Source organism: Amycolatopsis echigonensis (assembly GCF_002846615.1).
Classification (GTDB): domain Bacteria; phylum Actinomycetota; class Actinomycetes; order Mycobacteriales; family Pseudonocardiaceae; genus Amycolatopsis; species Amycolatopsis echigonensis.
Genome location: NZ_PJMY01000003.1, coordinates 3,563,434 through 3,584,291 on the forward strand (window position 1 = coordinate 3,563,434; position 20,858 = coordinate 3,584,291).

Annotated in this window: 20 protein-coding genes; 7 read left to right on the forward strand and 13 right to left on the reverse strand. The window is 69.0% G+C overall.

All coding sequences use genetic code 11. The features are described from left to right. Positions 1-3 precede the first annotated feature (3 nt). Complete coding sequence (locus ATK30_RS46290) at positions 4-360, forward strand: hypothetical protein (RefSeq protein ID WP_244194689.1); 357 nt, start codon at positions 4-6, stop codon at positions 358-360. 81 nt (positions 361-441) lie between these two features. Here the strand turns inward: ATK30_RS46290 and ATK30_RS21790 are convergent, their stop codons facing one another. Together ATK30_RS21790 and ATK30_RS21795 are read right to left on the reverse strand one after the other, a co-directional pair. Next, a complete protein-coding gene (locus ATK30_RS21790) occupies positions 442-1,242 on the reverse strand; it encodes an ABC transporter permease (RefSeq protein ID WP_101437176.1) in 801 nt (266 codons plus the stop codon). Beyond that, the gene (locus ATK30_RS21795) at positions 1,239-2,216 is read right to left on the reverse strand and encodes an ATP-binding cassette domain-containing protein (RefSeq protein WP_101437177.1); all 978 of its coding nucleotides are present in this window, start codon (positions 2,214-2,216) and stop codon (positions 1,239-1,241) included. The genes ATK30_RS21790 and ATK30_RS21795 overlap by 4 nt, the downstream gene beginning before the upstream one ends. 108 nt (positions 2,217-2,324) lie before the next feature. Between ATK30_RS21795 and ATK30_RS21800 the strand changes: the two genes are divergently transcribed. Further along, the gene (locus tag ATK30_RS21800) at positions 2,325-3,278 is read left to right on the forward strand and encodes an endonuclease/exonuclease/phosphatase family protein (RefSeq protein WP_101437178.1); all 954 of its coding nucleotides are present in this window, start codon (positions 2,325-2,327) and stop codon (positions 3,276-3,278) included. A 259-nt stretch (positions 3,279-3,537) separates the two neighbouring features. Here ATK30_RS21800 and ATK30_RS21810 read toward each other — a convergent pair whose 3' ends face one another. The 3 genes from ATK30_RS21810 to ATK30_RS21820 all read right to left on the reverse strand — a co-directional run bounded on the left by ATK30_RS21810 (position 3,538) and on the right by ATK30_RS21820 (position 6,200). Beyond that, on the reverse strand, positions 3,538-4,341 hold the full coding sequence (locus tag ATK30_RS21810; RefSeq protein ID WP_101437179.1) for an SIR2 family NAD-dependent protein deacylase: 804 nt from the start codon (positions 4,339-4,341) through the stop codon (positions 3,538-3,540). Then, complete coding sequence (locus ATK30_RS21815; protein WP_101437180.1) at positions 4,334-4,642, reverse strand: antibiotic biosynthesis monooxygenase family protein; 309 nt, start codon at positions 4,640-4,642, stop codon at positions 4,334-4,336. Before ATK30_RS21815 ends, ATK30_RS21810 begins: the two co-directional genes overlap by 8 nt. Before the next feature lie 133 nt (positions 4,643-4,775). Further along, the gene (locus ATK30_RS21820; protein WP_101437181.1) at positions 4,776-6,200 is read right to left on the reverse strand and encodes a M1 family metallopeptidase; all 1,425 of its coding nucleotides are present in this window, start codon (positions 6,198-6,200) and stop codon (positions 4,776-4,778) included. Between the two features lie 57 nt (positions 6,201-6,257). Here ATK30_RS21820 and ATK30_RS21825 point away from each other — a divergent pair, with 57 nt between their 5' ends. Beyond that, positions 6,258-7,010: an alpha/beta fold hydrolase gene (locus ATK30_RS21825; RefSeq protein ID WP_208637390.1), complete on the forward strand. Its 753-nt coding sequence runs from the start codon at positions 6,258-6,260 to the stop codon at positions 7,008-7,010. Between the two features lie 46 nt (positions 7,011-7,056). On the opposite strand, the gene ATK30_RS21830 is transcribed toward ATK30_RS21825, so the two are convergent. The 4 genes from ATK30_RS21830 to ATK30_RS21845 all read right to left on the reverse strand — a co-directional run bounded on the left by ATK30_RS21830 (position 7,057) and on the right by ATK30_RS21845 (position 10,766). Beyond that, entirely contained in the window at positions 7,057-8,010 is a 954-nt protein-coding gene (locus ATK30_RS21830) for a peptidoglycan recognition protein family protein (RefSeq protein ID WP_101437182.1), read from the reverse strand. A 90-nt stretch (positions 8,011-8,100) separates the two neighbouring features. Beyond that, positions 8,101-8,976: an HhH-GPD family protein gene (locus tag ATK30_RS21835; protein ID WP_101437183.1), complete on the reverse strand. Its 876-nt coding sequence runs from the start codon at positions 8,974-8,976 to the stop codon at positions 8,101-8,103. Between the two features lie 33 nt (positions 8,977-9,009). Then, positions 9,010-9,501, reverse strand: a complete 492-nt coding sequence (locus ATK30_RS21840) for a beta-class carbonic anhydrase (protein WP_101437184.1) — start codon at positions 9,499-9,501, stop codon at positions 9,010-9,012. Between the two features lie 164 nt (positions 9,502-9,665). Then, positions 9,666-10,766 carry a LacI family DNA-binding transcriptional regulator gene (locus ATK30_RS21845; RefSeq protein ID WP_009084232.1) on the reverse strand — a complete coding sequence of 367 codons (1,101 nt, stop codon included), beginning with the start codon at positions 10,764-10,766 and terminating at the stop codon, positions 9,666-9,668. Between the two features lie 178 nt (positions 10,767-10,944). Between ATK30_RS21845 and ATK30_RS21850 the strand changes: the two genes are divergently transcribed. Genes ATK30_RS21850 through ATK30_RS21860 form a run of 3 tightly spaced genes read left to right on the forward strand, consistent with a single transcriptional unit; the run spans position 10,945 to position 13,586 of the window. Beyond that, on the forward strand, positions 10,945-11,859 hold the full coding sequence (locus tag ATK30_RS21850; protein WP_101437185.1) for a metal ABC transporter solute-binding protein, Zn/Mn family: 915 nt from the start codon (positions 10,945-10,947) through the stop codon (positions 11,857-11,859). Next, positions 11,859-12,695: a metal ABC transporter ATP-binding protein gene (locus tag ATK30_RS21855; protein WP_101437186.1), complete on the forward strand. Its 837-nt coding sequence runs from the start codon at positions 11,859-11,861 to the stop codon at positions 12,693-12,695. Before ATK30_RS21850 ends, ATK30_RS21855 begins: the two co-directional genes overlap by 1 nt. A 3-nt stretch (positions 12,696-12,698) precedes the next feature. After that, positions 12,699-13,586, forward strand: a complete 888-nt coding sequence (locus ATK30_RS21860) for a metal ABC transporter permease (protein ID WP_101437187.1) — start codon at positions 12,699-12,701, stop codon at positions 13,584-13,586. Positions 13,587-13,752: 166 nt separating this feature from the next. Here ATK30_RS21860 and ATK30_RS21865 read toward each other — a convergent pair whose 3' ends face one another. From ATK30_RS21865 to ATK30_RS21880, 4 genes are all read right to left on the reverse strand, one after another. Continuing rightward, positions 13,753-15,069, reverse strand: coding sequence for an alginate O-acetyltransferase AlgX-related protein (locus tag ATK30_RS21865; protein WP_101437188.1), 1,317 nt, complete (start codon positions 15,067-15,069; stop codon positions 13,753-13,755). 53 nt (positions 15,070-15,122) lie between these two features. Next, positions 15,123-16,346 carry a DUF445 domain-containing protein gene (locus ATK30_RS21870; protein ID WP_101437189.1) on the reverse strand — a complete coding sequence of 408 codons (1,224 nt, stop codon included), beginning with the start codon at positions 16,344-16,346 and terminating at the stop codon, positions 15,123-15,125. An 87-nt stretch (positions 16,347-16,433) separates the two neighbouring features. Then, positions 16,434-17,609 carry a DUF445 family protein gene (locus ATK30_RS21875; RefSeq protein WP_101440987.1) on the reverse strand — a complete coding sequence of 392 codons (1,176 nt, stop codon included), beginning with the start codon at positions 17,607-17,609 and terminating at the stop codon, positions 16,434-16,436. Positions 17,610-17,691: 82 nt separating this feature from the next. Further along, positions 17,692-18,921, reverse strand: a complete 1,230-nt coding sequence (locus tag ATK30_RS21880; RefSeq protein WP_101437190.1) for a DUF445 family protein — start codon at positions 18,919-18,921, stop codon at positions 17,692-17,694. A 130-nt stretch (positions 18,922-19,051) separates the two neighbouring features. On the opposite strand from ATK30_RS21880, the gene ATK30_RS21885 reads away from it, so the two are divergent. Next, entirely contained in the window at positions 19,052-20,713 is a 1,662-nt protein-coding gene (locus ATK30_RS21885) for a coiled-coil domain-containing protein (protein WP_101437191.1), read from the forward strand. Positions 20,714-20,858: the final 145 nt, after the last annotated feature.

Genomic DNA, 20,858 nt, shown 5'->3' on the forward strand with positions numbered 1-20,858 from the left:
TCGATGATGGTCCTGCCTGTCCTGCGCGACGCGTGGGCGAAGGCGGGGGTCCAGCCGCACGTCTACCCCGACGACCACCCGGTCACGCGACGGCTGCGCGACGCCAACGACGTCCTCGCCCGAAGCCGCCGCCGAGGAACTGGAACGCGCGGCGGAGCTCGTCGGACCGAGCGGATGCTGTATTCGACCGACTATCCGTACACGTTCGGCACTCGGCCTGGCGGGTTTCCTTGCCTGGACACCAGCGGCGGGGTCGCGCGGTCGTTTCTGGAGAAGGCGCCGTTCAGCGAGGAAGAGAAGGCCGCCATCGGGTCTGGCAACTGGGAACGGCTGACCGGCCGTCTCGCGGCGAACCACTGAAAAAAGGGAGTGTCTGTGCCCGGCTGTGGAACCCGGACACAGACACTCACCACGGCGTCCACACCCCCGTGAAGGACGCCCTCAGACCCGCTTGCGGTAGGCCCACGTCGCGAGCGGGAAGAACACCACGACCGCGCCGGCCATCCACGCCAGTGCGCCCAGGAGGGAACCGCCGTACGCGCCGCCGTTGAGGAGGCCGCGCATCACGTCGGACATCAGGCTCACCGGGCTGATGTCCGCCCAGGCCTTGAGCCAGCCCGGCATCGTGGCGGTCGGGAGGAACACGTTGCTGCCGAACGTCAGCGGCATGATGAAGACGAACATCAGGCCCTGTGCCGCGCCCGGGGATTTCATCAGCATCCCGACGAACACCGAGCCCCAGCAGAAGCATAGGCCGAACGCGACCGCCAGCAGGATCGCGAGTACGAACTCCGCGGGACCGGTCTGCACGCGGAAGCCCATCACGGTCGCCACGGTCAGCAGCACCGCGAGGCACACCACGTACCGCACGAGGTCCGCGAGCACCGCGCCGATCAGCGGAGCCGAGCGGGCGATCGGCATGGCGCGGAAGCGGTCGAAGACGCCCTTCGTGATGTCGGTGTTGAGCTGCGTGCCGACCGTCAGCGAGGCCTGCAGGACGTTCATCACGATCAGGCCCGGCACGAACGACTGCAGGTAGTTCTCGATCGAACCGCCCAGCGCGTTGCCGAACAGGTAGGTGAACATCAGCAGGAAGATGATCGGCATCAGCGTGACGTCGGCCAGCTGTTCCGGATTCTTGCGGATCTTCAGGATTCCTCGCCAGGCAAGCGAAAACGCGTGCTTCGCGCCCTGGGCTGGACTGATGTGCCGGGGCGGGGCCACGGCGGTCGCGGTGGTCATGACCGGCTCCCTTCGAGTTCGCGCTCCGGCTTCGGCTCTTCAGCGGTGTGTCCGGTCAGCGCGAGGAACACCTCGTCGAGACTGGGCAGCCGCAGCGCCAGTTCGTCGGAGGTGATGCCCGCCGAGTCGAGGCGGCGCACCAGCGTGGACAGCAGCACTGGGTCGGACACCGGAGCGGTCAGCAACCCGGTCGCGTTGTCGCGGACCGGGCGGACGCCGGTGAGTTCGGCCAGGATGCGGTCGACCTCGTCGAGGTCGCTCAGCGAGGTCGGCCGGACCTGCAGCGTCTGCCCGCCGACCCGCCGCTTCAGCTCGTCGGCTCGCCCGTCGGCGACCACGTGGCCGTGGTCGAACACGGTGATCCGGTCGGCCAGCTGGTCGGCCTCCTCCAGGTACTGCGTGGTGAGCAGCACCGTGGCGCCGTCGGCGACGAGGCTGCGGACGACCGCCCACACCTCGTTGCGCGCGTGCGGGTCGAGTCCGGTGGTCGGCTCGTCCAGATACAGCACGGCGGGACGGCCGACGAGGCTTGCCGCCAGGTCGAGCCGACGCCGCATGCCGCCGGAATACGTGCGGATCGGCCGCTTGGCCGCGTCGGTCAGCTCGAACCGCTCCAGCAGTTCGGTCGCCCGGGCCCGCGCGTCGGCCCGGGACAGGTTCAGCAGTTTGCCGATCAGCACCAGGTTTTCGGTGCCGCTCAGATCCTCGTCCACCGACGCGTACTGCCCGGTCAGCCCGATCAGGCCGCGCACCCGGACCGGGTCGCGGACCACGTCGTAACCCCCGACCGTGGCCCGGCCCGCGTCGGGTCTCAGCAGGGTCGCCAGGATGCGGACCGCGGTCGTCTTGCCCGCGCCGTTCGGCCCGAGCACCCCGACCACCTTCCCGAACGGGACCTCCAGGTCCACCCCGTCCAGCGCCTTCGTCTCCCCGAAATGCTTGACCAGGCCCTCGGCCTGGATCGCGTGCGACATGTCGCCTCCTCCTGTGTCGCTCCAGCACACTGTGGACGGAGGCGCTGGCAAGCCGCGCACACGGCGCTGACACGGACCTGTCAGCGCCCGCCCGGCATACTCGGGATCATGGTGATGGAGGCGCGGACGCGAACCCGGCTGGTCACGGGCCTGCTCGTGCTGGTCGGACTGCCGCTGCTGACAGTGGCGGTGCTGCGCACGATCGGCTGGGACGGCAGCGGCTGGTACTTGACCGCGCTGCTGGCGCTGACGCCGTACGTCGTCATCTACGGCGTGCTGCTCGCCGCGCTCGCGCTGGTGCTGAGGCGCTGGTGGATCGGCGGCATCGCGCTCGCGTTGTCCGCGCTGCTGGCGGTGTACGTCGTGCCGCGGGTGACGTCCGACGACCAGCCCGCCGCGCACGGGAAGACAGTGCGCGTGCTGGCGGCCAACCTCTACCTGGGCCAGGCCGATCCGGCGGCGCTCGTGCGGCTGGTCCGGGAGCAGCGGGTCGACGTGCTGAACCTGCTGGAGATGACACCGGCCGCGATGTCCGGGCTGGAGAAGGCCGGGCTGTTCCAGACGCTGCCGTACCGGGTCCTGCATCCGGCGTCCGGGGTGGACGGTTCCGGCATCGTGTCGCGGTATCCGCTCACCGAAGAGGACTACACCGGCGATTCGGCCCAGAAACAGCCCGGCGCGGCGGCCGATCTCGGCGGCGGGACGACGCTGGAGATCGTGGCGGCGCATCCGCGTTCGCCGGATTCCGGGTATTACCAGTGGGAACAGGAGATGCGGGACCTGTCGCGCGCGATCGGCGAACACGGCCTGCGCGTGGTGGCCGGCGATTTCAACGCGACCGTCGACCACGCCGCGCTGCGTACCGTGCTGTCGCGCGGCTACGTCGACGCGGCGGAGGCTCGCGGCGACGGCCTGATCCCGACCTGGTCGACGTCGGCGGTTCCGCTCGTGCCGCTGGACCACGTGCTGGTGGACCGCCGGATGGCGACCCGGGATTATCAGGTGCTCGACGTGCCCGGCAGCGACCACCGGGCGGTTTGCGCGGAGGTGCAGCTGCCGTGACGACCTTGCGGCCAAGCTGAGGGGAAGGCGAATACCCGCGGCTGCTGGAGGTCTGGCGCAGCGCCGTCGCGGCGTCGCATCATTTCCTCGCGCGGGCGGGTCGGCATTGCTGCGCGGCACTGGACCGCTTCCCCGAAACTCCCGCTGGACGTGAACGAGCAGAACCCAGGAGCGGTCGGTTTCTATCTGCACCACGGGTTCGAGGTGGCCGGACGACAGGAGGCCGATTCGGACGGCCGCCCGTTCCCTTTGCTGCAGCTCAAGCGAGCTTGACCAACGTCTCCAGTGCACCGGCGGCGAGAGATATTCCGCGTCCGTGCCGGATCTGCGGCTCGCGCGGATTGATCCGGATCAGCGCACCCGTCGCCGCGCTGGCGAGTTCCGAATAGCGCCGCACTGTCGGAACCGCTTGTCCGGCACCGATTTCGACCACCACCGCGTCGCGATGCGCGCGCCGCCACTCGGCCAGCTCGTCCAGCTGTTCCTGACTGCGGTCGGGAACCCAGTCGAAATCCCCGAACATCAGGATGTTGGGCCGGGCCAGACTGCCGCACCGCGGACAGGACGGCAGCGGCGGCCGGGCGCGCATGGTCGCCTCGTCCAGCTCGACCGTGATGTCGTCGGCCGGCCAGATCTCCCGCGAACATCCGGCCAGGCACTGCAGATGATGGATCGACCCGTGCGCCTCGGCGACGTGCGGGAATCCCGCCGCCTGGAACTGTCCGTCCACATTGGACGTGAAGACCCGCACGCCACCAGGTTTCGCCAGCCCCCATTCGAGCAGCAGGCCGAATCCGCGGTGCGGCACCGTTTTCCGGTACAGGTCGAGCCGGTGCCCGTAGAAGCCCCAGGCCAGCTCCGGGTCCGACGCGAAATGCTGCGGAGCGGCCAGCTCCTCGAACCGCAGCCCGAGCCCGGCGTATGGCGGATAGGCCCGCCAGAACCCTTCCCCGCCCCGAAAATCGGGCAGGCCGGAGTCGACGCCCATCCCGGCGCCGGCGCACACGAGCAGCGCGCCGGCGTCGCGGATCAGCTCGGCGGCGCGGGCGAGGTCGTCACTCACCCGGCTTCGATGCCTGGACGACTTCGAATTCCAGCAGGTTCGCGCCGGTCGACACCGGGTTCTTGCGCTCGCCCGCGTGCGCCTCGCGCGCCGAGCCCTTCGCCCAAGCCTGGTAGTGCTCCTCGGTTTCCCACTTCGTGTACACGAAGTAGCGCTTCTCGCCCGCGACCGGGCGGAGCAGCTCGAAGCCGAGGAACCCCTCCTGGTTGTCGACGGAGTGCAGCCGCGCGGCGAAGCGCTTCTCCAGCTCCGGGCCGGCGCCTTCGGGGACTTCGATTGCGTTGATCTTGACCACTGCCATGCCCCCAGGGTACTTACGGCTGGCCCGGTTACGCGGTTCGTGCCGCCCTGCTCACATTGGGGGACGGCGAAGCCTTCGGCCCCGAATCGGCCCGCAACCTGCGGTTTCCCTCACGGACCAGCGAGCCCGCCGGTCAGGGCCGCAACCCGCCCGGGTAGAGGTCGGCGTCCGAGGGCAGCTTCGTCCCGTGGAACCAGTCGTTGAGGAACCCGCTCAGATCGCGCCCGGCGACCTTCGATACGAGCTTCTCGAAGTCCGCCCACGTCGCGTTGCCGTTGCGGTGCTGGCCCACCCATTCGTGCAGCACCCTCTCGAACCCGGGTTCGCCCAGTTCCCGGCGCAGCGCGTGCATGGCGAGGATGCCCTTGTCGTACGCGCCCTCGAACAGGTGCTCCGGCCCCATGTCGACCAGCTTCTGGCCCCAGAAATCGGTGCTGCCCCGGGTGATTTCGACGGCCGCGCGGTAGCGGTCGTCCAGGTTCTGGCCCTCGCGTTCGCCCCACATCCACTGCGCGTAGGACGCGAAGCATTCGTTCAGGCAGATGTCCGCCCACGAGTTGAGCGACACCGAATCGCCGAACCACTGGTGTGCGTTCTCGTGCACCAGGGTCAGGATTTCCGCCCATTTGGCATAAGTGGGACGGGTTTGCGTTTCCAGGGAGAAGTGGATGTTCTCGTCGAGGTAGATGCCGCCGGCCGCGCTCTGCGGGTATTTGCCGAACTTGCTTTCCAGGAACGAGATCACCTCCGGGAGCCGGTCGCCGGTGGCCTCGCGGGGTTCGGCGCCGGGCGCGTACCCGGAGATGATCGGCGTGCCGTCCGGCAGCGTGGACCGCTGCACGGTGAATTTGTCGATCGCGATCGTCGTCAGGTAGCTGGCGATCGGGTTCGGGTCGGTCCAGGTCGTGGTGGTTTTGCCGTCCTTGGCGCTGCTGCCCTGGTCCCGGCCGTTGGACAGCACCGTCCAGCCCGCGGGCACGTGCGCGGTCAGCGTGAAGGTCGCTTTGTCCCGCGGGGTTTCGTTGACCGGATACCAGAACGACGCCGAATGCGGCTCGCCGACCAGGTACGCGCCGCCGTCCGCGGAGCGGGCCCAGCCGTTTTCCGATCCGCCGTCGTGCGGGGTTTTCGCCGGAACACCCGAATAGCGCACGCGCGTCCGGAACGTCGAACCTGACCGCAGCGGCTCGGCCGGCGTCACGACCAGCTTGTTCTTCTCCCGGCTGTACTTCGCCGGTTTCCCGTCGATCTCCACTCCGGAAACGTCCAGTCCGCGCAGGTCGAGGTCGAACCGGCTGAGGTCCTGCGTGGCTTTCGCGGAGACCGTGGTGTCGCCGTCGAGGCGGCCGCTCGGCGGGTCGTAGCTGACGTCGACGTGGTAGTCGAGGGCGTCGTACCCGCCGTTGCCGTCCTCCGGGAAGTACGGATCGCCCGCGCTGCCCGCGCCTGGTGCCGGATGCAGGGGCGGCGGTGGCGGAGCAGCGGGTTCGGCGGGGCTGCACGCGGACAGCGCAAGCACGCCGGCGAGGGCGAGGACGGCGATCTGGCGGCTGCGCATTCCTTCACCCTAGGGCCAGGTTTGTGATGAAGTAGCCGCGTAAACCCAGGAGGACTAATGCGACCAGGCCTGATCGACTTCGGCGGCGACGAACGCCCTGGCGTGTCGATCCTGCTGTTGCACGGGCTGATGGGCCGTGCTCGCACCTGGTGGCCGGTCGCCCAGTGGCTCAAGCGGTACGGCCGGGTGCGCGCCCTCGACGCCCGCGGCCACGGCCGTGCGCCGCACACCGGGCCGTGGACCACCGAGCAGTTCGCCGAGGACGTCGCGGACGTGCTGGCCGACCTCGGTCCGTCCGTGCTGATCGGCCATTCGATGGGCGGGCTGCACGCGTGGGCCACCGCGGCGAAGTATCCGGAGCTGGTACGCGCGGTGGTCAGCGAGGATTTCGCGCCGGACCAGCGCGGACGCACCGTCGAGACCTGGCGCGGCTACTTCGAGAGCTGGCCGGTGCCGTTCGAATCGCTGGCCCACGTGCGCGAGTTCTTCGGCACCGCGGGCGACTACTTCACCGAATGCGTCGAGGAGCGCGAAGACGGCTATCACCTGATCGCCGACCTGGAGAATCTCTACGAGATCGCCGCCGAATGGGGCCGCCGCGACTACTGGTCCATTGTGGACGGTATCAGCTGTCCGCTGCTTCTGGTCGAGGGCGAGCACACCGCGATGCCCGCGGGTCAGCAAGCCGAGGTCGCGGCGCGGGTCCCCGGCGCGAAGCACCTGATCGTGTCCGGTTCGGCGCATCTGCCGCATGCCGAGGCGCCGGAGACGTATCGCGGGGCGGTGGAGGCGTTCCTGTCCGGCCTGTGACGCCTCACGTGTGCCGCCCTCGCTGGCACGCGTGAGGCGTCCCCGGTCAGCGGGCCAGCTCGGTGCGCCAGGCGGCGGTCGAGCGGTCTGCCGGCACGATCAATGGCCAGATGTCCGAGCCGAGGTAGGCGGATTCGTCGCTGGCCCGGGCCGCGGTGCAGCTGTCGCGGGAAAGCCCGTGCTCGGCGGCCAGCGCGGATACGGCGTCCGCGGTCGCCTTGCCGAAAACGCCGTCGGTGGGCACGCCGAACCCGGCGGCGCGCAGGAAACGTTGTGCAGTCAACACCCGCGGACCGGTGTCACCCGGTTTGAGTAGCGGCCACTCCGGTGCGTCGAGCCGCGCGACGGAGACGCCGAGCTGCTGGCCGACCGCATTGCGCAGCTCGGGGAGCCGGTTGTAGAGCACCTGGCCGCAGCACTCGGTCGAGTTGAAATCGCGGTGACCCTTGATGAACTCCGGGCTGATGCCGTATTGGTGCGCGATGTAGGCGATCAGCTGCACGAGCGAGTTCCAGAGCGCGACCGGCACGTCGACCGTGCTGTAGAGGCCCTCGTTCTCGATGCCGAGACATTCGCTGTTGTGGTTGGCCACGTTCGCGCCCTGCACATGCTGCTTCCCGCCGCGCAGGATTTCGAGGCTGCGGTGCCGCCCCTCGGTGACGAAGCCGCCGCGGCTGTTCGTGAACTGCTGGCCGGTGTCGATCCAGCCGCGGGTGTCCATGTGGAAGTTCTGGATGTCCCGCGAGATCTGCAGCGCGTGCGCCAGCGAGTAGTCGGTGTTGTTGCCGGGGTCGACGGTGTGGTGGACCACGATGTACGTCGGCTTGTGGTTCTCCACCACGATCGCGCCGGACGCGGGCCGGGCGTTCCACTCGGCCGTCGAGTGGATCACCGGGGTGGTGACGGCTGCCGCGGATCTCGCCGTGGCGAAGCCCAGAGCGCCCACGGCAGTGGCGGTGAGGCCGCCCTTCAAGACAGCACGACGCGTTGCTTCCCCCATGCGGAACTCCTCAGCCTGCGAGTGCGACGGGGGAAAGCTAACCCGGCACCCCGGCGGTAACAACTTTTTGCCGACTTTCGTCGTAGTGCGTCAGTGTTCCCCGGGGAGCGCGAACAGCCCGTCGCGGGTTTGCTCCAGCAGACCGTCCACGAGCAGCGAGTCCAGGCACCGGTCGCGCTGGCCGGATTCGTGCCACACGAGATCCAGCCGTGCCTTCTCGACCGGTCCCTCGGCACCGCGCAGGACGTCCAGCAGCAGCCCGCGCACCTGCCGGTCGGTCCCGGCGAACTTCTGCACCGGCTTGGCCGGACCGGCGTACTCGGGACGGCCGTTGCGCTGCCACGCGCATTCGGCGTAAATCGGGCAGTCCGCGCACTTCGGCGACCGTGCGGTGCAGATCAGCGCGCCCAGTTCCATCAGCGCCGCGGACAGCTTCGCCGCGGGTGCGTCCTCGGCGGGCAGCAGCGCTTCGACGTCCGCCATGTCGCGGGTATTCGACGCCGGACCAGCGTCTCCCGCGCCATGAACGGCACGCGCGACCACCCGCCGGACGTTCGTGTCCACCACCGGCGCGCGCTTGCCGTACGCGAACGCCGCCACCGCGCGCGCCGTGTACGCGCCGATGCCGGGCAACGCGAGCAGTGTGTCCACATCGGACGGCACGACGTCGCCGTGCTCCTGAGCGATGACGGTGGCGGCGGCGTGCAGCCGAAGCGCGCGACGCGGGTAGCCGAGCTTGCCCCACGCGCGCACGACCTCGCCGGTGGTCTCCGCGGCCAGCGCGGAGGGCACCGGCCAGCGAGCCATCCATTCCAGCCAGATCGGCTGGACGCGCGAGACCGGCGTCTGCTGCAGCATGATTTCGCTGACCAGCACACCCCACGCCGAGCAGTCCGGCTCCCGCCACGGCAGGTCCCGGCCGACCTCGGCGAACCAGTCGATCAGAACATCGGTGTCTAGGCCCACCCCGCCATTGAATACGACCGAATACGACTGCCCTTACTTGACCTCGGTCAGGCTCCCGGCCTTCACGTCGTAGACGAATCCGCGCACGTTGTCGGTGTGCAGCAGGAAGTCGCTCCGCCGGGCGCGCTCCATCGAGGTGCGCACGCTGTCCTCGACCTTGCGGAACGCCTCGACCGCCCAGGTCGGCCGCAGCCCGGTGGCGGACTCCAGCTCGTCCTTGAACTCGTCCTCGGTGACCGTGGAGAGGCCGCAGTCGGTGTGCTGGACGATCAGCACCTCGCGGGTGCCGAGCTTGCGCTGGCTGAGCGCGAGCGAGCGGATCACGTCGTCGGTCACCACACCGCCCGCGTTGCGCAGCACGTGCGCCTCGCCCTGCAGCAGGCCGAAGATCTCAAACACGCGGATCCGGGCGTCCATGCAGGTCAGGATCGACACCTGCAGCGACGGCTTGGGGGAGGACCGGTCGCCGGGAACGATGTTCCCGATTTCCCGGTTGCGCTTGAGCAGCACGTCGATGGAGGTCATGGGACACCTTTCGGGCTGCGCTTCCCCGCTGGTCGCGGGCGGTTCCGTCCAATGGAACCGGCCCGGGGCCGCCCGCACAACGCGGTGGGCGGGAAATCACGGTGCAGGCTGGGGTGACTCGTGCGTGCTGATGACGGTTCTAACCGCGATCGCCGCGCACGACGTCACCCGCCGAACCAGGGCTCCTCGACCGTCCGCGGCGGCGCCGACGTGCGGCCGACCCGCAGTTCGGTCGGCAGCGTGATGACCTTCGGTCCGACGCGCTCGGCCGAGCTGAGCAGCAGCCGTCCGGCCACCTTGCCCTTCTCCAAGACCGGCTGGTGCACCGTCGTGAGCCCGGAACGCTCCGCCTCGGCGATGCCGTCGAAGCCGGTCACCGTGAGGTCGAGCGGCACCCGCAGCCCGCGTCGCGCGGCCTCGGCCAGCGCGCCGAGCGCGAGGATGTCCGACGTGCAGACCAGGGCCGTGACCTGCGGATACGCGTCCAGCAGCTGACGCGCGGCAGAGGCGCCGTCGTCCACCGTGTGGTCGAAGCGCTCGACGACCGGCACGGTCGCCCAGTCGACGCCCGCCGAGGAAAACGCCGTCGCCAGCGCTTCCAGGCGGGTCCGCTGCACGTGGAAGTGCGCGCCGCTCTGGCGTTCGGCGGTCACGAAATCGTCGTTGCGCTCGCGGCCGAGCCGCATGCAGAGGACGCCGATCTGCCGGTGGCCGAGCGCCACCAGATGGTCGGCGAGCTGCGTCACAGCGGCCGCGTCGTCCGGGCCGACACGGTCCACGCCCTCGATCCGGGGCTGGTCGATGATCACCGTCGGCACGGGCCGTTCCAGGACAGCCGCGAGATGCGGGTCGTCGTCCGGCACGGAGTACACGACGAACCCGTCCACGCCCGCGCGGTGCACCGCGGCGAGGTCCTCGCGGCCGGGGCTGGCCGGCACGAGATGCAGGCCGACGCCCGCGTCCTCGCAGGCCAGCGCGAGCCCTTCGAGCACGCCGACGGCGGCCGGGTCGCGGAAGGCGTAGGAGAGGTTCTCGGTCAGCAGCAGCCCGACCGCGCCCGCCTTGCGGGTGCGCAGCGAGCGCGCGACCGGGTCGGGGCCGGGGTAGCCGAGCCGCCGCGCGGTCTCGAGCACCCTGCGGCGCAGTTCGGGGGAGAGCTGATCCGGGCGGTTGTAGGCGTTGGACACGGTGGTCCTGGACACCCCGAGTTCCGCCGCGAGCGACGCCAATGTCGCCTGCCTCCGGGTGCGAATAGGACGGCCCATCCGCAAACCGTAACGGTTCAGATCGTTTTCCAGAAGCGACACCCCTGTGGTGAGCGTCTCGATCCGTTCGGTGATCAAGAGCGCGTGCGGCCACCCGGTGGAGTGAGGTTCGCCGTTCGGATGGGGTAAAGTGAATCTGACAACGGTTTCCATTAGCAGTTCGACCCAGGAGAGCCCGATGACTTCCCGCCGCACCACGAGCGTCCTCGCCGCCGCGTCGGCTTTGGCTGTGTTCGCGCTCGGCGCGTGCTCCAGCACGTCGTCCTCGACCGGTTCCGGGGCGGGAGGGGGAACGGGCGATCAGGTGAAGGTCGTCGCCTCCACCGATGTCTGGGGCAGCGTCGTATCCGCCATCGGAGGCGACAAAGTGCAGGTCACGTCGATCATCCACGATCCGTCAGCCGACCCGCACTCGTACGAATCGACCGCCGACGACGCGCTCGCCGCCAAGAAGGCCCAGCTGACCCTCGGCAACGGCGGCGGGTACGACCAGTTCTTCACCAAGCTCTCCGGCGAGGCGGCTTCGGCGAAGAAGCTGGTCGCCTACGACATCGCCAAGCCGGGCGAGGAGAACGAGCACGTCTGGTACGACCTGCCGGGCGTCGAGAAGGTCGCCGACCAGGTCGCGGCCGCGCTCGGAGAGATCCAGCCCGCGTCGAAGAAGACCTTCGACGACAACGCCAAGACCTTCAAGAGCCAGGTCGACGGCCTGATCAAGAAGGCGGCAGCGCTGGGCACCGCGCACCCGGGCACGAAGGTCGTCGTCACCGAACCGGTCGCGCACTACCTGCTGAAGACGGCGAACATCGCCGACGCCACGCCGAAGGCCTTCTCCGACGCGATCGAGAACGAGACCGACGTGCCCGCCGCGGCGGTCTCCGACTTCACCAAGCTGATCAAGGAGAAGCAGGTGAAGGCGCTGGTCAACAACGTGCAGACGGTCACCCCGCTGACCAAGCAGGCGGTCGCCGACGCGAAGGCGTCCGGGGTCGCGGTGGTCGACGTATCCGAGACGCTCCCGGCGAACGTCACGGGCTACATTGACTGGATGACCAAGGATGTGGACTCGCTGTCGGGGGCTCTGAACAGCTGATGTCCGTCCAGCTTCCGGAAGCCGGTCCGGCGGTCCGCGTGCGCGGAGCCGGACTCGCCTTCGGCGACCGCACTCTCTGGTCCGGTTTGGACCTTGACGTCGAACCGGGCGAATTCCTGGCTGTCCTCGGCCCGAACGGTTCCGGCAAAAGCAGTTTCCTCAAGGCGTTGCTGGGCATGCAGTCGCTGTCGGCGGGCACGGTGGAAATCGCCGGCGGCCGTCCGGGCGGGGCGAACCGCAAGGTCGGCTACATCCCGCAGCAGCGCGCGATCGACGATTCGCTCACGCTGCGCGGCATCGACCTGGTCGGCCTCGGACTGGACGGCCACCGCTGGGGTCCTGGCCTGGCCGGAATGCGCGCACGGAAACGCCGCGTGGCGTCGGTGATCGAATCGGTCGGCGGCACGCGCTACGCGAAGCAGCCGGTCGGTCGGCTTTCCGGCGGCGAGCAGCAACGACTGCGGGTGGCACAGGCGCTGGTCGGCGATCCGGCGGTGTTGCTGTGCGACGAACCGCTCTTGTCGCTCGACCTGGCGCACCAGCGCGCGGTGAGCGAACTGATCGACGCTCGCCGGCGCGAAGCCGGGACCGCCGTGCTGTTCGTGACGCACGAGATCAACCCGGTCCTGCAGTTCGTCGACCGCGTGCTGTACCTGGTGAACGGCCACTTCCGGATCGGCAAGCCGGACGAGGTGATGACCTCGGAGACGCTGTCGGAGCTGTACGGAACGAAGATTGAGGTGCTGCGCGTCGGCGGGCAGATCCACATCGCCGGGGCGCAGAGCGCGTTGTGCGAGGACCAACCGCACCACCACGAGCAGGAAGCAGTGGGCTGAGCCTTGGACGGCATCTTCGACTTCGCCAAGACGTGGGAGCTGATCTCGGAACTGGACAGCGTTCGCATCGCGCTGATCGCGGCCGCGGTGCTCGGCTTGCTGGCCGGGGTGCTCGGTCCGCTGATCGTGATGCGCCGCATGTCCTTCGCGGTGCACGGCACGTCCGAACTGGCCTTCACCGGTGCGGCCGGCGCGCTGCTGCTGGGCGTCGGAGTGGAATACGGCGCACTGGCCGGTGCCGTCGCAGCCGCGCTGCTGCTGGGAATCCTGGGAATCCGCGACGCCGACCGCGATTCGGTGATCGGCGTGATCCTGTCCTTCGGGCTGGGCATGGGCGTGCTGCTGCTGTCGTTCTACAAAGGACGGTCAGCGAACAAATTCGGCATTCTGACCGGCCAGATCATCACGGTGGACAGCACGAACCTGACCGCGCTCGTGATCGCGGCGGCGGCCGTGCTGGCAGTGCTTTCGCTGATCTATCGCCCGCTGCTGTTCGCCAGCGTGGACCGCGCGGTGGCCGAGGCGCGCGGGGTTCCGGTCAAGACGCTGACGGTGCTGTTCTCGCTGCTGGTCGGGGTCGCGACGGCGTTGAGCGTGCAGGTGGTCGGGTCGCTGCTGGTGGTCGCTTTGATGGTCACCCCCGCCGCGGCTGCCGCCCGGGTGACGGCGAGCCCGTTGCGCGCGACGGTGTTGTCGGTGGTGTTCGCGGAGGTCGCCGCGCTGGGCGGGATCGTGCTGTCGCTGGCTCCGGGGTTGCCGGTGAGCGCGTTCGTGACGTCGATTTCGTTCTTGATCTACCTGGTGTGCCGGATCATCGCGTGGGTCCGCGACCGCCGGCGCGGCGTGCGGACCAGCCCAGTGGAAGAACCGGCCCCGGTTCCGGTCGGCTAGCGATACACGGTCACCTGCTGGCGAGAAGTGGTCTGCGCGTCGATCCGGTCTAGGAGGGTTCTCGCCAGATCCGCCCGCAGCCGCCTGCCCGTCATCGACGTCATGCGCGAGTGGCGCGACCGGCATCTGGCGGATCTCCTGGCACACCGCCAAAATCACTCGTCGGCTACCGGATCGGATGCTGCGCCAGCGCCGACTTCACCGCCGCGATGAACCCCTCGTCCGTGAACGGCACCAATCCGCCCGCGACGTTCCGCTCCACCGCCTGCAACACCACCACGTGCGAGTTGACGAACTGGTTCACCGCCTGCGACTGCGGCGTCTTGTCCGTCGAGTACGCCAGGTACGTGAGATTCGTGAACGCCGCCTCGAGATACCGCGAGGACGCGAGGCTGAACGAGTCGCCGTAGACAAGGGTCGGCTGGTCGATCGTTCCGACGATCGGCGGGGCCGAGCGGTGCACCGGCTGGTCGATGTTGGCGATGAAATCCCCCGCGCGGTCGGTGACGCCGTCCGGGCGCAGGCTGTAGCGGGTGTTCGACTTGACGCCGGTCTGGCCGAGCAGCAGCGGCAGGTCCGCGACCGCGTCGTACTGTCCGTCCGGGGCGCTCAGCCAGCTGTTCGTCGTGCCCGGCTTGATTGTGTCGGCGAGCGTGCGGGTGAGGACGAGCCCGCCTTCGTCGCGCCAGTGGGTGTCGTTGGGGGCGTAGATCGGGTGGCCGACGCGGGCCGCTTCGGCGGCGAGCTGCGGGCGCAGGTCGAGCGAGTGGCCTTCGGTGGTGATCTTGTACCAGTCGTTCGGCGCCGCGGCCTGCGAGCATTCCTTGCCCGGGTAACTGGCGGGCAGGAACTGCGGCACCATCGTCGTCTTGTCCGGCGTCACCACGAACACGAACTTCCGGCCGGACGCCTCGACCGCCGCGCGCAGTTCGTCGACCCGCTTCAGCGTGGTGTCGATGTCCTGGGTCGGCGTGCACTTCGCTTCGGAGTCGTAGCCGTAGTACAGCCAGCCGTCGGAACCCTGGACGACCTTGCGGTATCCGGCCTGGCTGGACCCCGGTCCGCTCGGCAGCGACGGACCCGCGTTCGGCGCGCTCGGCTGCTGCAGCGGAGGGGCCGGGATCGGGCCGGTGTTCGACGCCGAACCCTGGTCGAGCGGCGCGGCCTCGCCGAAGACGCCCTCGCTGATCCCGTTCGCCGCGTTGATCGCGCCCGCCCGGAACGACAGCTGATCGGTCGCCCATTTGGGGAGGTTCGTGAAAAACCCGAACCCCTCGCCGAGGTTGGGGAAGCCGGCGAGCTTGTGGTTTTCGATCTCGCTCGGCCGGACCCCGACGACCCACAGCAGGGTCGGCGTCACGAAGAACAACAGAGCGCTGACCAGTGCGGTCAGCTGCCGCTTGCCGTGCCGCGGGCGATGCAGCGCGTGCTCGCGGGGCAGGTAGGCCTCGTGGACTGCGGGCAGCTGCGGTGGCTCGGACACGTTCCAGAGATTAGCCAGTTCGAGTGAGCCCGGCGCGAACTACCGCCGAAAAGTCAGCCGAGCATGAGGAGGACTTGCAACTCGCCGACGAGGAACCCGATCACGCCGCCGACCGCGATCAGCTTCCATTCGTCCTGCCGGAACGCCGGCCGCAGCAAACCCTCGAACTCGAGCGGCGTCAGCGCGAGCATCCGCTGCTCCACCATCTTCGCCACGTCCATCGCCTCGGTCAGGTACCCCTCGGCGTAGCGCGCGGTCAGCGGCATTTCGGCCAGCGCCCGCTGTGCCGCGGCGTGCTTCATCTCCTGCAGCCGCTGCGCCCCGATGGCGAGCGCGACCACCGGTTTCGCGGCGCTGACCTGCGCGTCCACCGCGTGTCCGACGGCGCGTTCGACCATCGCCACGAGCCGGTCCGACTTGGGGCCGCGCAGCAAGGCGTCGAGCAGATTCGGAACGGTCAGCACCTCGTTGGCGACCAGTTCGCCGTACTGCCGGGCCACCTCGGCGCGCCGCCGCTGGAACTTGCCCTGCAGGATCACCCGGCCCAGCCGCACCGGCTCGCGCGGCAGGAAGATCATCTTGATCGCCAGCCAGTCGGTGAACAGCCCGATCGCGCCGCCGAAGATCGGCAGCACCAGCGGCTGCCGGGTCAGCGCCCATACGAGCGCCTGGATCAGGCCGAGCACGAAGCCGAAGACGATCCCGGCGCGCGCGATGAACGTCATCTCCGGCCGGGACGTTTCGCGGATCAGCCGGACCAGCAGCGCGCGGTCGCGAGTAAGCCGTTCGACCGTCATGTGCCGGACGTCGAGGACCTCGTCCAGGTGGTCGCGGACCTCGTCGAGGAAGTCCCGCACCAGCTGCGGCGCGCTGGCCTGCACCTGTTTGATCAGCAGTTCCTGGGCGAGCGTGGGCATGACCTCCCATAGTCGCGGATGATGCTGTTCGAGCACGTCGCGCGCGATCCCGTCGACCGCGCGCAGCAGCGGCTGCTCGAGTTCGCGGGTGATGATCACCGGGTCGACGCGGGCGAAGACCTCATTGATGTCGAGCAGGTTCGCGGTGAGCAGGTCGGTCGCGATCGCGGCCATCCGGCCGCCGTGCTTCGGGACCACGCCCTGCCAGCCGAGGAACGGCCGGATGCCGACGAAATTGAGCGGGCGGAACATCATCTCGATCGCGACGCGCTTGGTGACGTAGCCGATCAGCGCGGCGACGAACGGCATCGAGACGTACACCGGCCAGTGCCGCGCGAGGTCGTCCAGCACCGCGTTCACCGGGTCTCCCTCCCCCGCTCCGGAAGGAAACCGTATCGCGTGCGCGGTCGCTCCGCGTCGTCCCCACCGCCGCCCTCGAAGCCGCGCTCACCCCAAAAGAAGCAACGCCTGCAGTTCGCCGACGATGCCGCCGATCACCGCGCCGACCGCGATCAGCTTCCATTCGTCCTGCCGGAACGCCGGTCGCAGCAACTGCTCGAATTCGAGCGGGCTGAGCCGGCGCATCCGGTCCACGATCGTGTTGCGGACGTCGAGCGCGTTGATCGCGTACGTCTCCGCGTGCCGGATCGTGTCCGGCACCCGCTCGGCGGCTTTCGCGGCGGCGACCTGCTTCATTTCCTGGAACCGTTTCGTGCCCACCGCGATCGCGACGAACGGCTTCACGACGCTCGCCTGCGCGTCGATCGTCTTCTGCACCTCGCGGCTGATCAGCGAGAACAACCGGTCCGATTTCGGCCCGCGCAGCACGGCTTCCAGCAGATTCGGCACGGTGATGATCTCGCGCGCGATCATGTCGCCGTAGTCGGCGGCCACCTCGTCGCGGCGCTTCTGGAACACGCCCTGCCAGCTGTAGAAGCCGAAGAACCGTTTCGGCTCGCGTGGCAGGAAGATCATCTTGAGCGCGAGCCAGTCGGTCAGCCAGCCGATCCCGAGCCCGAACAGCGGCAGCACGATCGGCGACCTCGTCAGCGACCAGACCAGCAGCTGCACGCAGCCGAGAATGAATCCGAACCAGATGCCCGACCGGGCGATGAACCGCATTTCCGGCCGCGAGATGTCGCGGATCAGCCGGTTCAGCAAAGCCTTGTCGCGCACCAGGTTCGTGACGACCATGTGCTTGAGGTCGAGCACGTCCTCGATGTTCCGGGAAATTTCCCGCATGATCTTCGTGATCGCCCGCGGCGCCTCGGCCTGTACGCGTTTCAGCAGCAGCTGCTGCGCTCCGGACGGCAGCATTTCCCACAGCCGCGGCTGATAGGTCTCCATCACCTCGCGGGTGACGTCCTCGACCACGCGCAGCAGGGGCTGTTCGATCTCCTTCGCGACCTGCTCCGGGTCGAGCCGGGCGAAGATCTCCTTCGGGTCGACGAGGTTGGTGGTGAGCATTTCGGTCGCGGTGGTCGCCATCCGCTCGGCGTTCGCGGGCAGCACGCCCTGCCAGCCGAGAAAGGGCCGGACGCCGACGAATTCGAGCGGCCGGAACATCATCTCGATGGCGACGCGTTTGGTGACGTAGCCGATCAGCGCCGCGATGAACGGCATGGAGACGTACACCGGCCAGTGCTCGGCGAATGTGTGCACGCGTGTCCCCTCCGTGTCGCTCACCGGAACGGTAACCCGCGCCTCAGTGGAGCAGCAGGAGGACCTGCAGTTCGCCGACGAGCCCGCCGATCACCGCGCCGACCGCGATCAGCTTCCACTCGTCCTGTTTGAACGCCGGCCGGAGAATGCCCTCGAACTCCAGCGGAGTCAGCTGCCGCATCTTGTCGACGATGGTGTTGCGGACGTCGAGCGCATCGGTCGCGTAACTCTCGACGTGCTTCACGGTTTCCGGCAGGTACGCGATGGCCTTCTCCGCGGCGGCCTGCTTCATCTGCCGGTACTCGCGCCCGCCGACAGCCAGCGCGACCAGCGGTTTCGCCAGACCGGCCTGTGCGTCGACGGTCCGCTGGACCTCCCGCGTGACGAGTGCGAACAGCTTGTCCGCACGTGGCCCGGTGAGGACGGCTTCGAGCACATTCCCCGCGGTGAGGACTTCCTCCGCGATCAACGCGCCATAGTCGGCGGCGACCTGTGCCCGCCGTTTCTGGAACATGCCCTGCCAGGTGAAGAACAAGAACCGGCGCGGCTGACGCGGGTAGAAGATCATTTTGAGTGCGAGCCAGTCCGTGACGAAGCCCGTGACGAAACCGAAGACCGGCATGATCACGGGTTGTTTGATGAGCGCCCAGGCGATGAGCTGGACGAGCCCGATCACGAATCCGAAGCCGATCCCGCTGCGGGCGATGAACCGGAACTCGGGCGCGGCGACCTCGCGGATCAGCCGGCAGGTGAGCGATTTGTCCCGGACCATGGCGTTGATCAGCATGTCGTTGACGTCGAGCACTTCGTCCACATTCGACGACACTTCCCGCATCAGCCGCTTCACGACCGCGGGCGCCTGTGCACGGACCCGGTCCACCAGCAGTTGCTGCGCACGGGCGGGCAGCATTTCCCACAGCCGCGGCTGGTAGGTCTCGAACACCTCGCGGGTGACCTCGTCGACCGCCTTCAGCAGCGGTTCTTCCAGCTGCGCGACCATTTCCTCGGGGTCGAGGCGGGCGAAGACCTCGCGCGGATCGAGGAGGTTCTTGGTGAGCAGGTCGACCGCGGTGGTGGCCATCCGCCGGGAGTTCGCCGGGATGACGCCCTGCCAGCCGAGGAAGGGCCGGATGCCGCGGAACTCGAGCGGCCGGAACATCATCTCGATCGCGACGCGTTTGGTCAGGTAGCCGATGAGCGCCGCGATGAACGGCATGGTCGCGTACACGTGCCAGTGCGCGGCGAGGTCGGCGGCGACGGCTGAAAAGTCCATGCGTCTGCCCCGTTCGCCCGCGCGTACGTCGAAGGGGACAGGATGCCATGCGTGACGTCGGGTTTCGCGCTTCGTAATACAGCCGTTTGGCGGTACGTGCGGCAGGTGCCCCGATCACTAAGGTGGCCCGATGGTCGCGCCCGAGAAGCCGCAGCACCCCGCCTTTGCTGTCACCCGGAAGGGATACGACCCGAATCAGGTCGACGCCCGCATCGCCCAGCTGACCAGCGAACTCAAGACGACCTCCCACGGCCGTGACGAGGCGGTGGCGACGGCAGGCGAGCTCACGAAGGCCCTGACGACAGCCCAGGCGGAGCTGTCCGAGGCGAAGGCCGCGCTGGTCCGGGTCACCTCGAGCCCGGCGGGTGCCGGTGCGATCTCCGAACGCGTGCGGATGATGGTGCAGCTGGCCGAGGACGAGATCGCCGACCTGCGCCGCTCCGCGGAAGCGGACGCAGCGTCGACCCGCGCCGAAGCGGACCGCTACGCCCACGAAACCCAACGGGCAGCGGACAAAGCGGCCAAAGAATCCGAAGCGGAACGCCAGCGGTTGCTCGCGGAGACCCACGCCGATTTGGCCGCGCGCTCGGAAGCCCTGGACGCCCGGATCGCGGCGGCGGAGAAGGATCTGGCCGCGCGGCAAGCGGATCTGGAGTCCCGGATCGCCGCCGCCGAAGCGGACATCGCGACTCGTACTGCCGCCGCGGACGAGGAGATCGCGGCTCGCCTGGCGGATCTGGAAGCGCGGCTCAAAGCGGGTAATGAGGACATCGCGACCCGCACCGCCGCTGCGGACGCGGACATCGCCGCTCGGACGGCAGCGGCCAATGAGGACATCGCCACCCGGACGGCTGCGGCCGACGCGGAGATCGCCACTCGCTTGGCCGCGGCTGAGGAGGACATCGCCACCCGCACTGCGGCCGCCGACGCGGAGATCGCGTCCCGCACCGAAGCCGCCGACCGCGCCCGCGCCGAGGCGGACCAGGCTGCCGCAGCGGCCCGCGCCGAAGCAGACCAGGTCGCCCTGATCGCCCGCACCCAGGCCGACGAAGCCGCCGCCGAAGCCCGAGCCAAGGCAGACGCCGAATCCCAGCACGCCCGCCTAGCCGCGGACGCCGAAGCCCGCCGCATCCGAGACGAGAAGGACGCCGAAGCCCTCCGCGTCCGGACCGAAGCCGACGAAGCGGCTGCCCAGGCCCGCGCGGAAGCAGACGCCGCAGCCGAAGCCGCCCGCCGAGCCGCCGACGAGGAGTCCGCCCGACTCCGAGCCGAAGCCGATGCCGCCGCCGAAGCAGCAGCCGCCCAAGCCCGTGCCGAGGCAGACCGTCGAGCGTCGGAAGAGATCGCCATCAAGAAGGCACAGGCAGAAACCGCCCTCGCCGACGCTCTCCAGAAGCAAACCGAAGCCACCGAATCGCGCACCCTGGCCCTGGACCTGCGCACCAAGGTCGCCGATCGGATCGCCGCGACCAACGAGGCCGTCCAGGAAGCGTTGCGCTTCCTCGGCTCTCAGGAAGAGGAAGCCGCTTCGGCTGACCCCTCGCCGGCCGATGCACCCTCGCAGGCTTCGGCACCGACTGCCGGACCTTCGCAGACTTCGGCACCGACTGCGGCACCTTCGCCAACTGGCTCGCCCGCGCCTGCGTTGCCCCAGCCGACCCCACGCCCCACCTCGTCCACTTCGGACGCACAATCCACCGCAGACCCACAGCAACCCGCTGAGCAACCGACACCTCGAAACGGCAATGGCAACGGTCGTCGCCCCGGTCGCCCCCGCGCAGGTCGCTCCTAACCATCGCGTCACGGCCCGGTTGGATTCCTAGCCGCCGCGCCTCGATTTCGGCTGCCGCGCCTCGGTTCGCCGGTTGTAGCCCGGGCCGGTTCGCTTCTGGCGGTCGCGTCTCGGATCGCTTGGCTTCTAGCGTCGCGTCACGGGG

What these genes read in the sequence shown, in the direction of transcription:
- ATK30_RS21815 (WP_101437180.1), bottom strand. Translation starts at nt 4,642, where the DNA reads ATGGCAGTGGTCAAGATCAACGCAATCGAAGTCCCCGAAGGCGCCGGC.
- ATK30_RS21840 (WP_101437184.1), bottom strand. Translation starts at nt 9,501, where the DNA reads ATGACCTCCATCGACGTGCTGCTCAAGCGCAACCGGGAAATCGGGAAC.
- ATK30_RS46290 (WP_244194689.1), top strand. Translation starts at nt 4, where the DNA reads ATGATGGTCCTGCCTGTCCTGCGCGACGCGTGGGCGAAGGCGGGGGTC.
- ATK30_RS21830 (WP_101437182.1), bottom strand. Translation starts at nt 8,010, where the DNA reads ATGGGGGAAGCAACGCGTCGTGCTGTCTTGAAGGGCGGCCTCACCGCC.
- ATK30_RS21825 (WP_208637390.1), top strand. Translation starts at nt 6,258, where the DNA reads ATGCGACCAGGCCTGATCGACTTCGGCGGCGACGAACGCCCTGGCGTG.
- ATK30_RS21790 (WP_101437176.1), bottom strand. Translation starts at nt 1,242, where the DNA reads ATGACCACCGCGACCGCCGTGGCCCCGCCCCGGCACATCAGTCCAGCC.
- ATK30_RS21880 (WP_101437190.1), bottom strand. Translation starts at nt 18,921, where the DNA reads ATGGACTTTTCAGCCGTCGCCGCCGACCTCGCCGCGCACTGGCACGTG.
- ATK30_RS21820 (WP_101437181.1), bottom strand. Translation starts at nt 6,200, where the DNA reads ATGCGCAGCCGCCAGATCGCCGTCCTCGCCCTCGCCGGCGTGCTTGCG.
- ATK30_RS21885 (WP_101437191.1), top strand. Translation starts at nt 19,052, where the DNA reads ATGGTCGCGCCCGAGAAGCCGCAGCACCCCGCCTTTGCTGTCACCCGG.
- ATK30_RS21850 (WP_101437185.1), top strand. Translation starts at nt 10,945, where the DNA reads ATGACTTCCCGCCGCACCACGAGCGTCCTCGCCGCCGCGTCGGCTTTG.
- ATK30_RS21800 (WP_101437178.1), top strand. Translation starts at nt 2,325, where the DNA reads ATGGTGATGGAGGCGCGGACGCGAACCCGGCTGGTCACGGGCCTGCTC.
- ATK30_RS21795 (WP_101437177.1), bottom strand. Translation starts at nt 2,216, where the DNA reads ATGTCGCACGCGATCCAGGCCGAGGGCCTGGTCAAGCATTTCGGGGAG.
- ATK30_RS21875 (WP_101440987.1), bottom strand. Translation starts at nt 17,609, where the DNA reads ATGCCGTTCATCGCGGCGCTGATCGGCTACGTCACCAAACGCGTCGCC.
- ATK30_RS21855 (WP_101437186.1), top strand. Translation starts at nt 11,859, where the DNA reads ATGTCCGTCCAGCTTCCGGAAGCCGGTCCGGCGGTCCGCGTGCGCGGA.
- ATK30_RS21845 (WP_009084232.1), bottom strand. Translation starts at nt 10,766, where the DNA reads ATGGGCCGTCCTATTCGCACCCGGAGGCAGGCGACATTGGCGTCGCTC.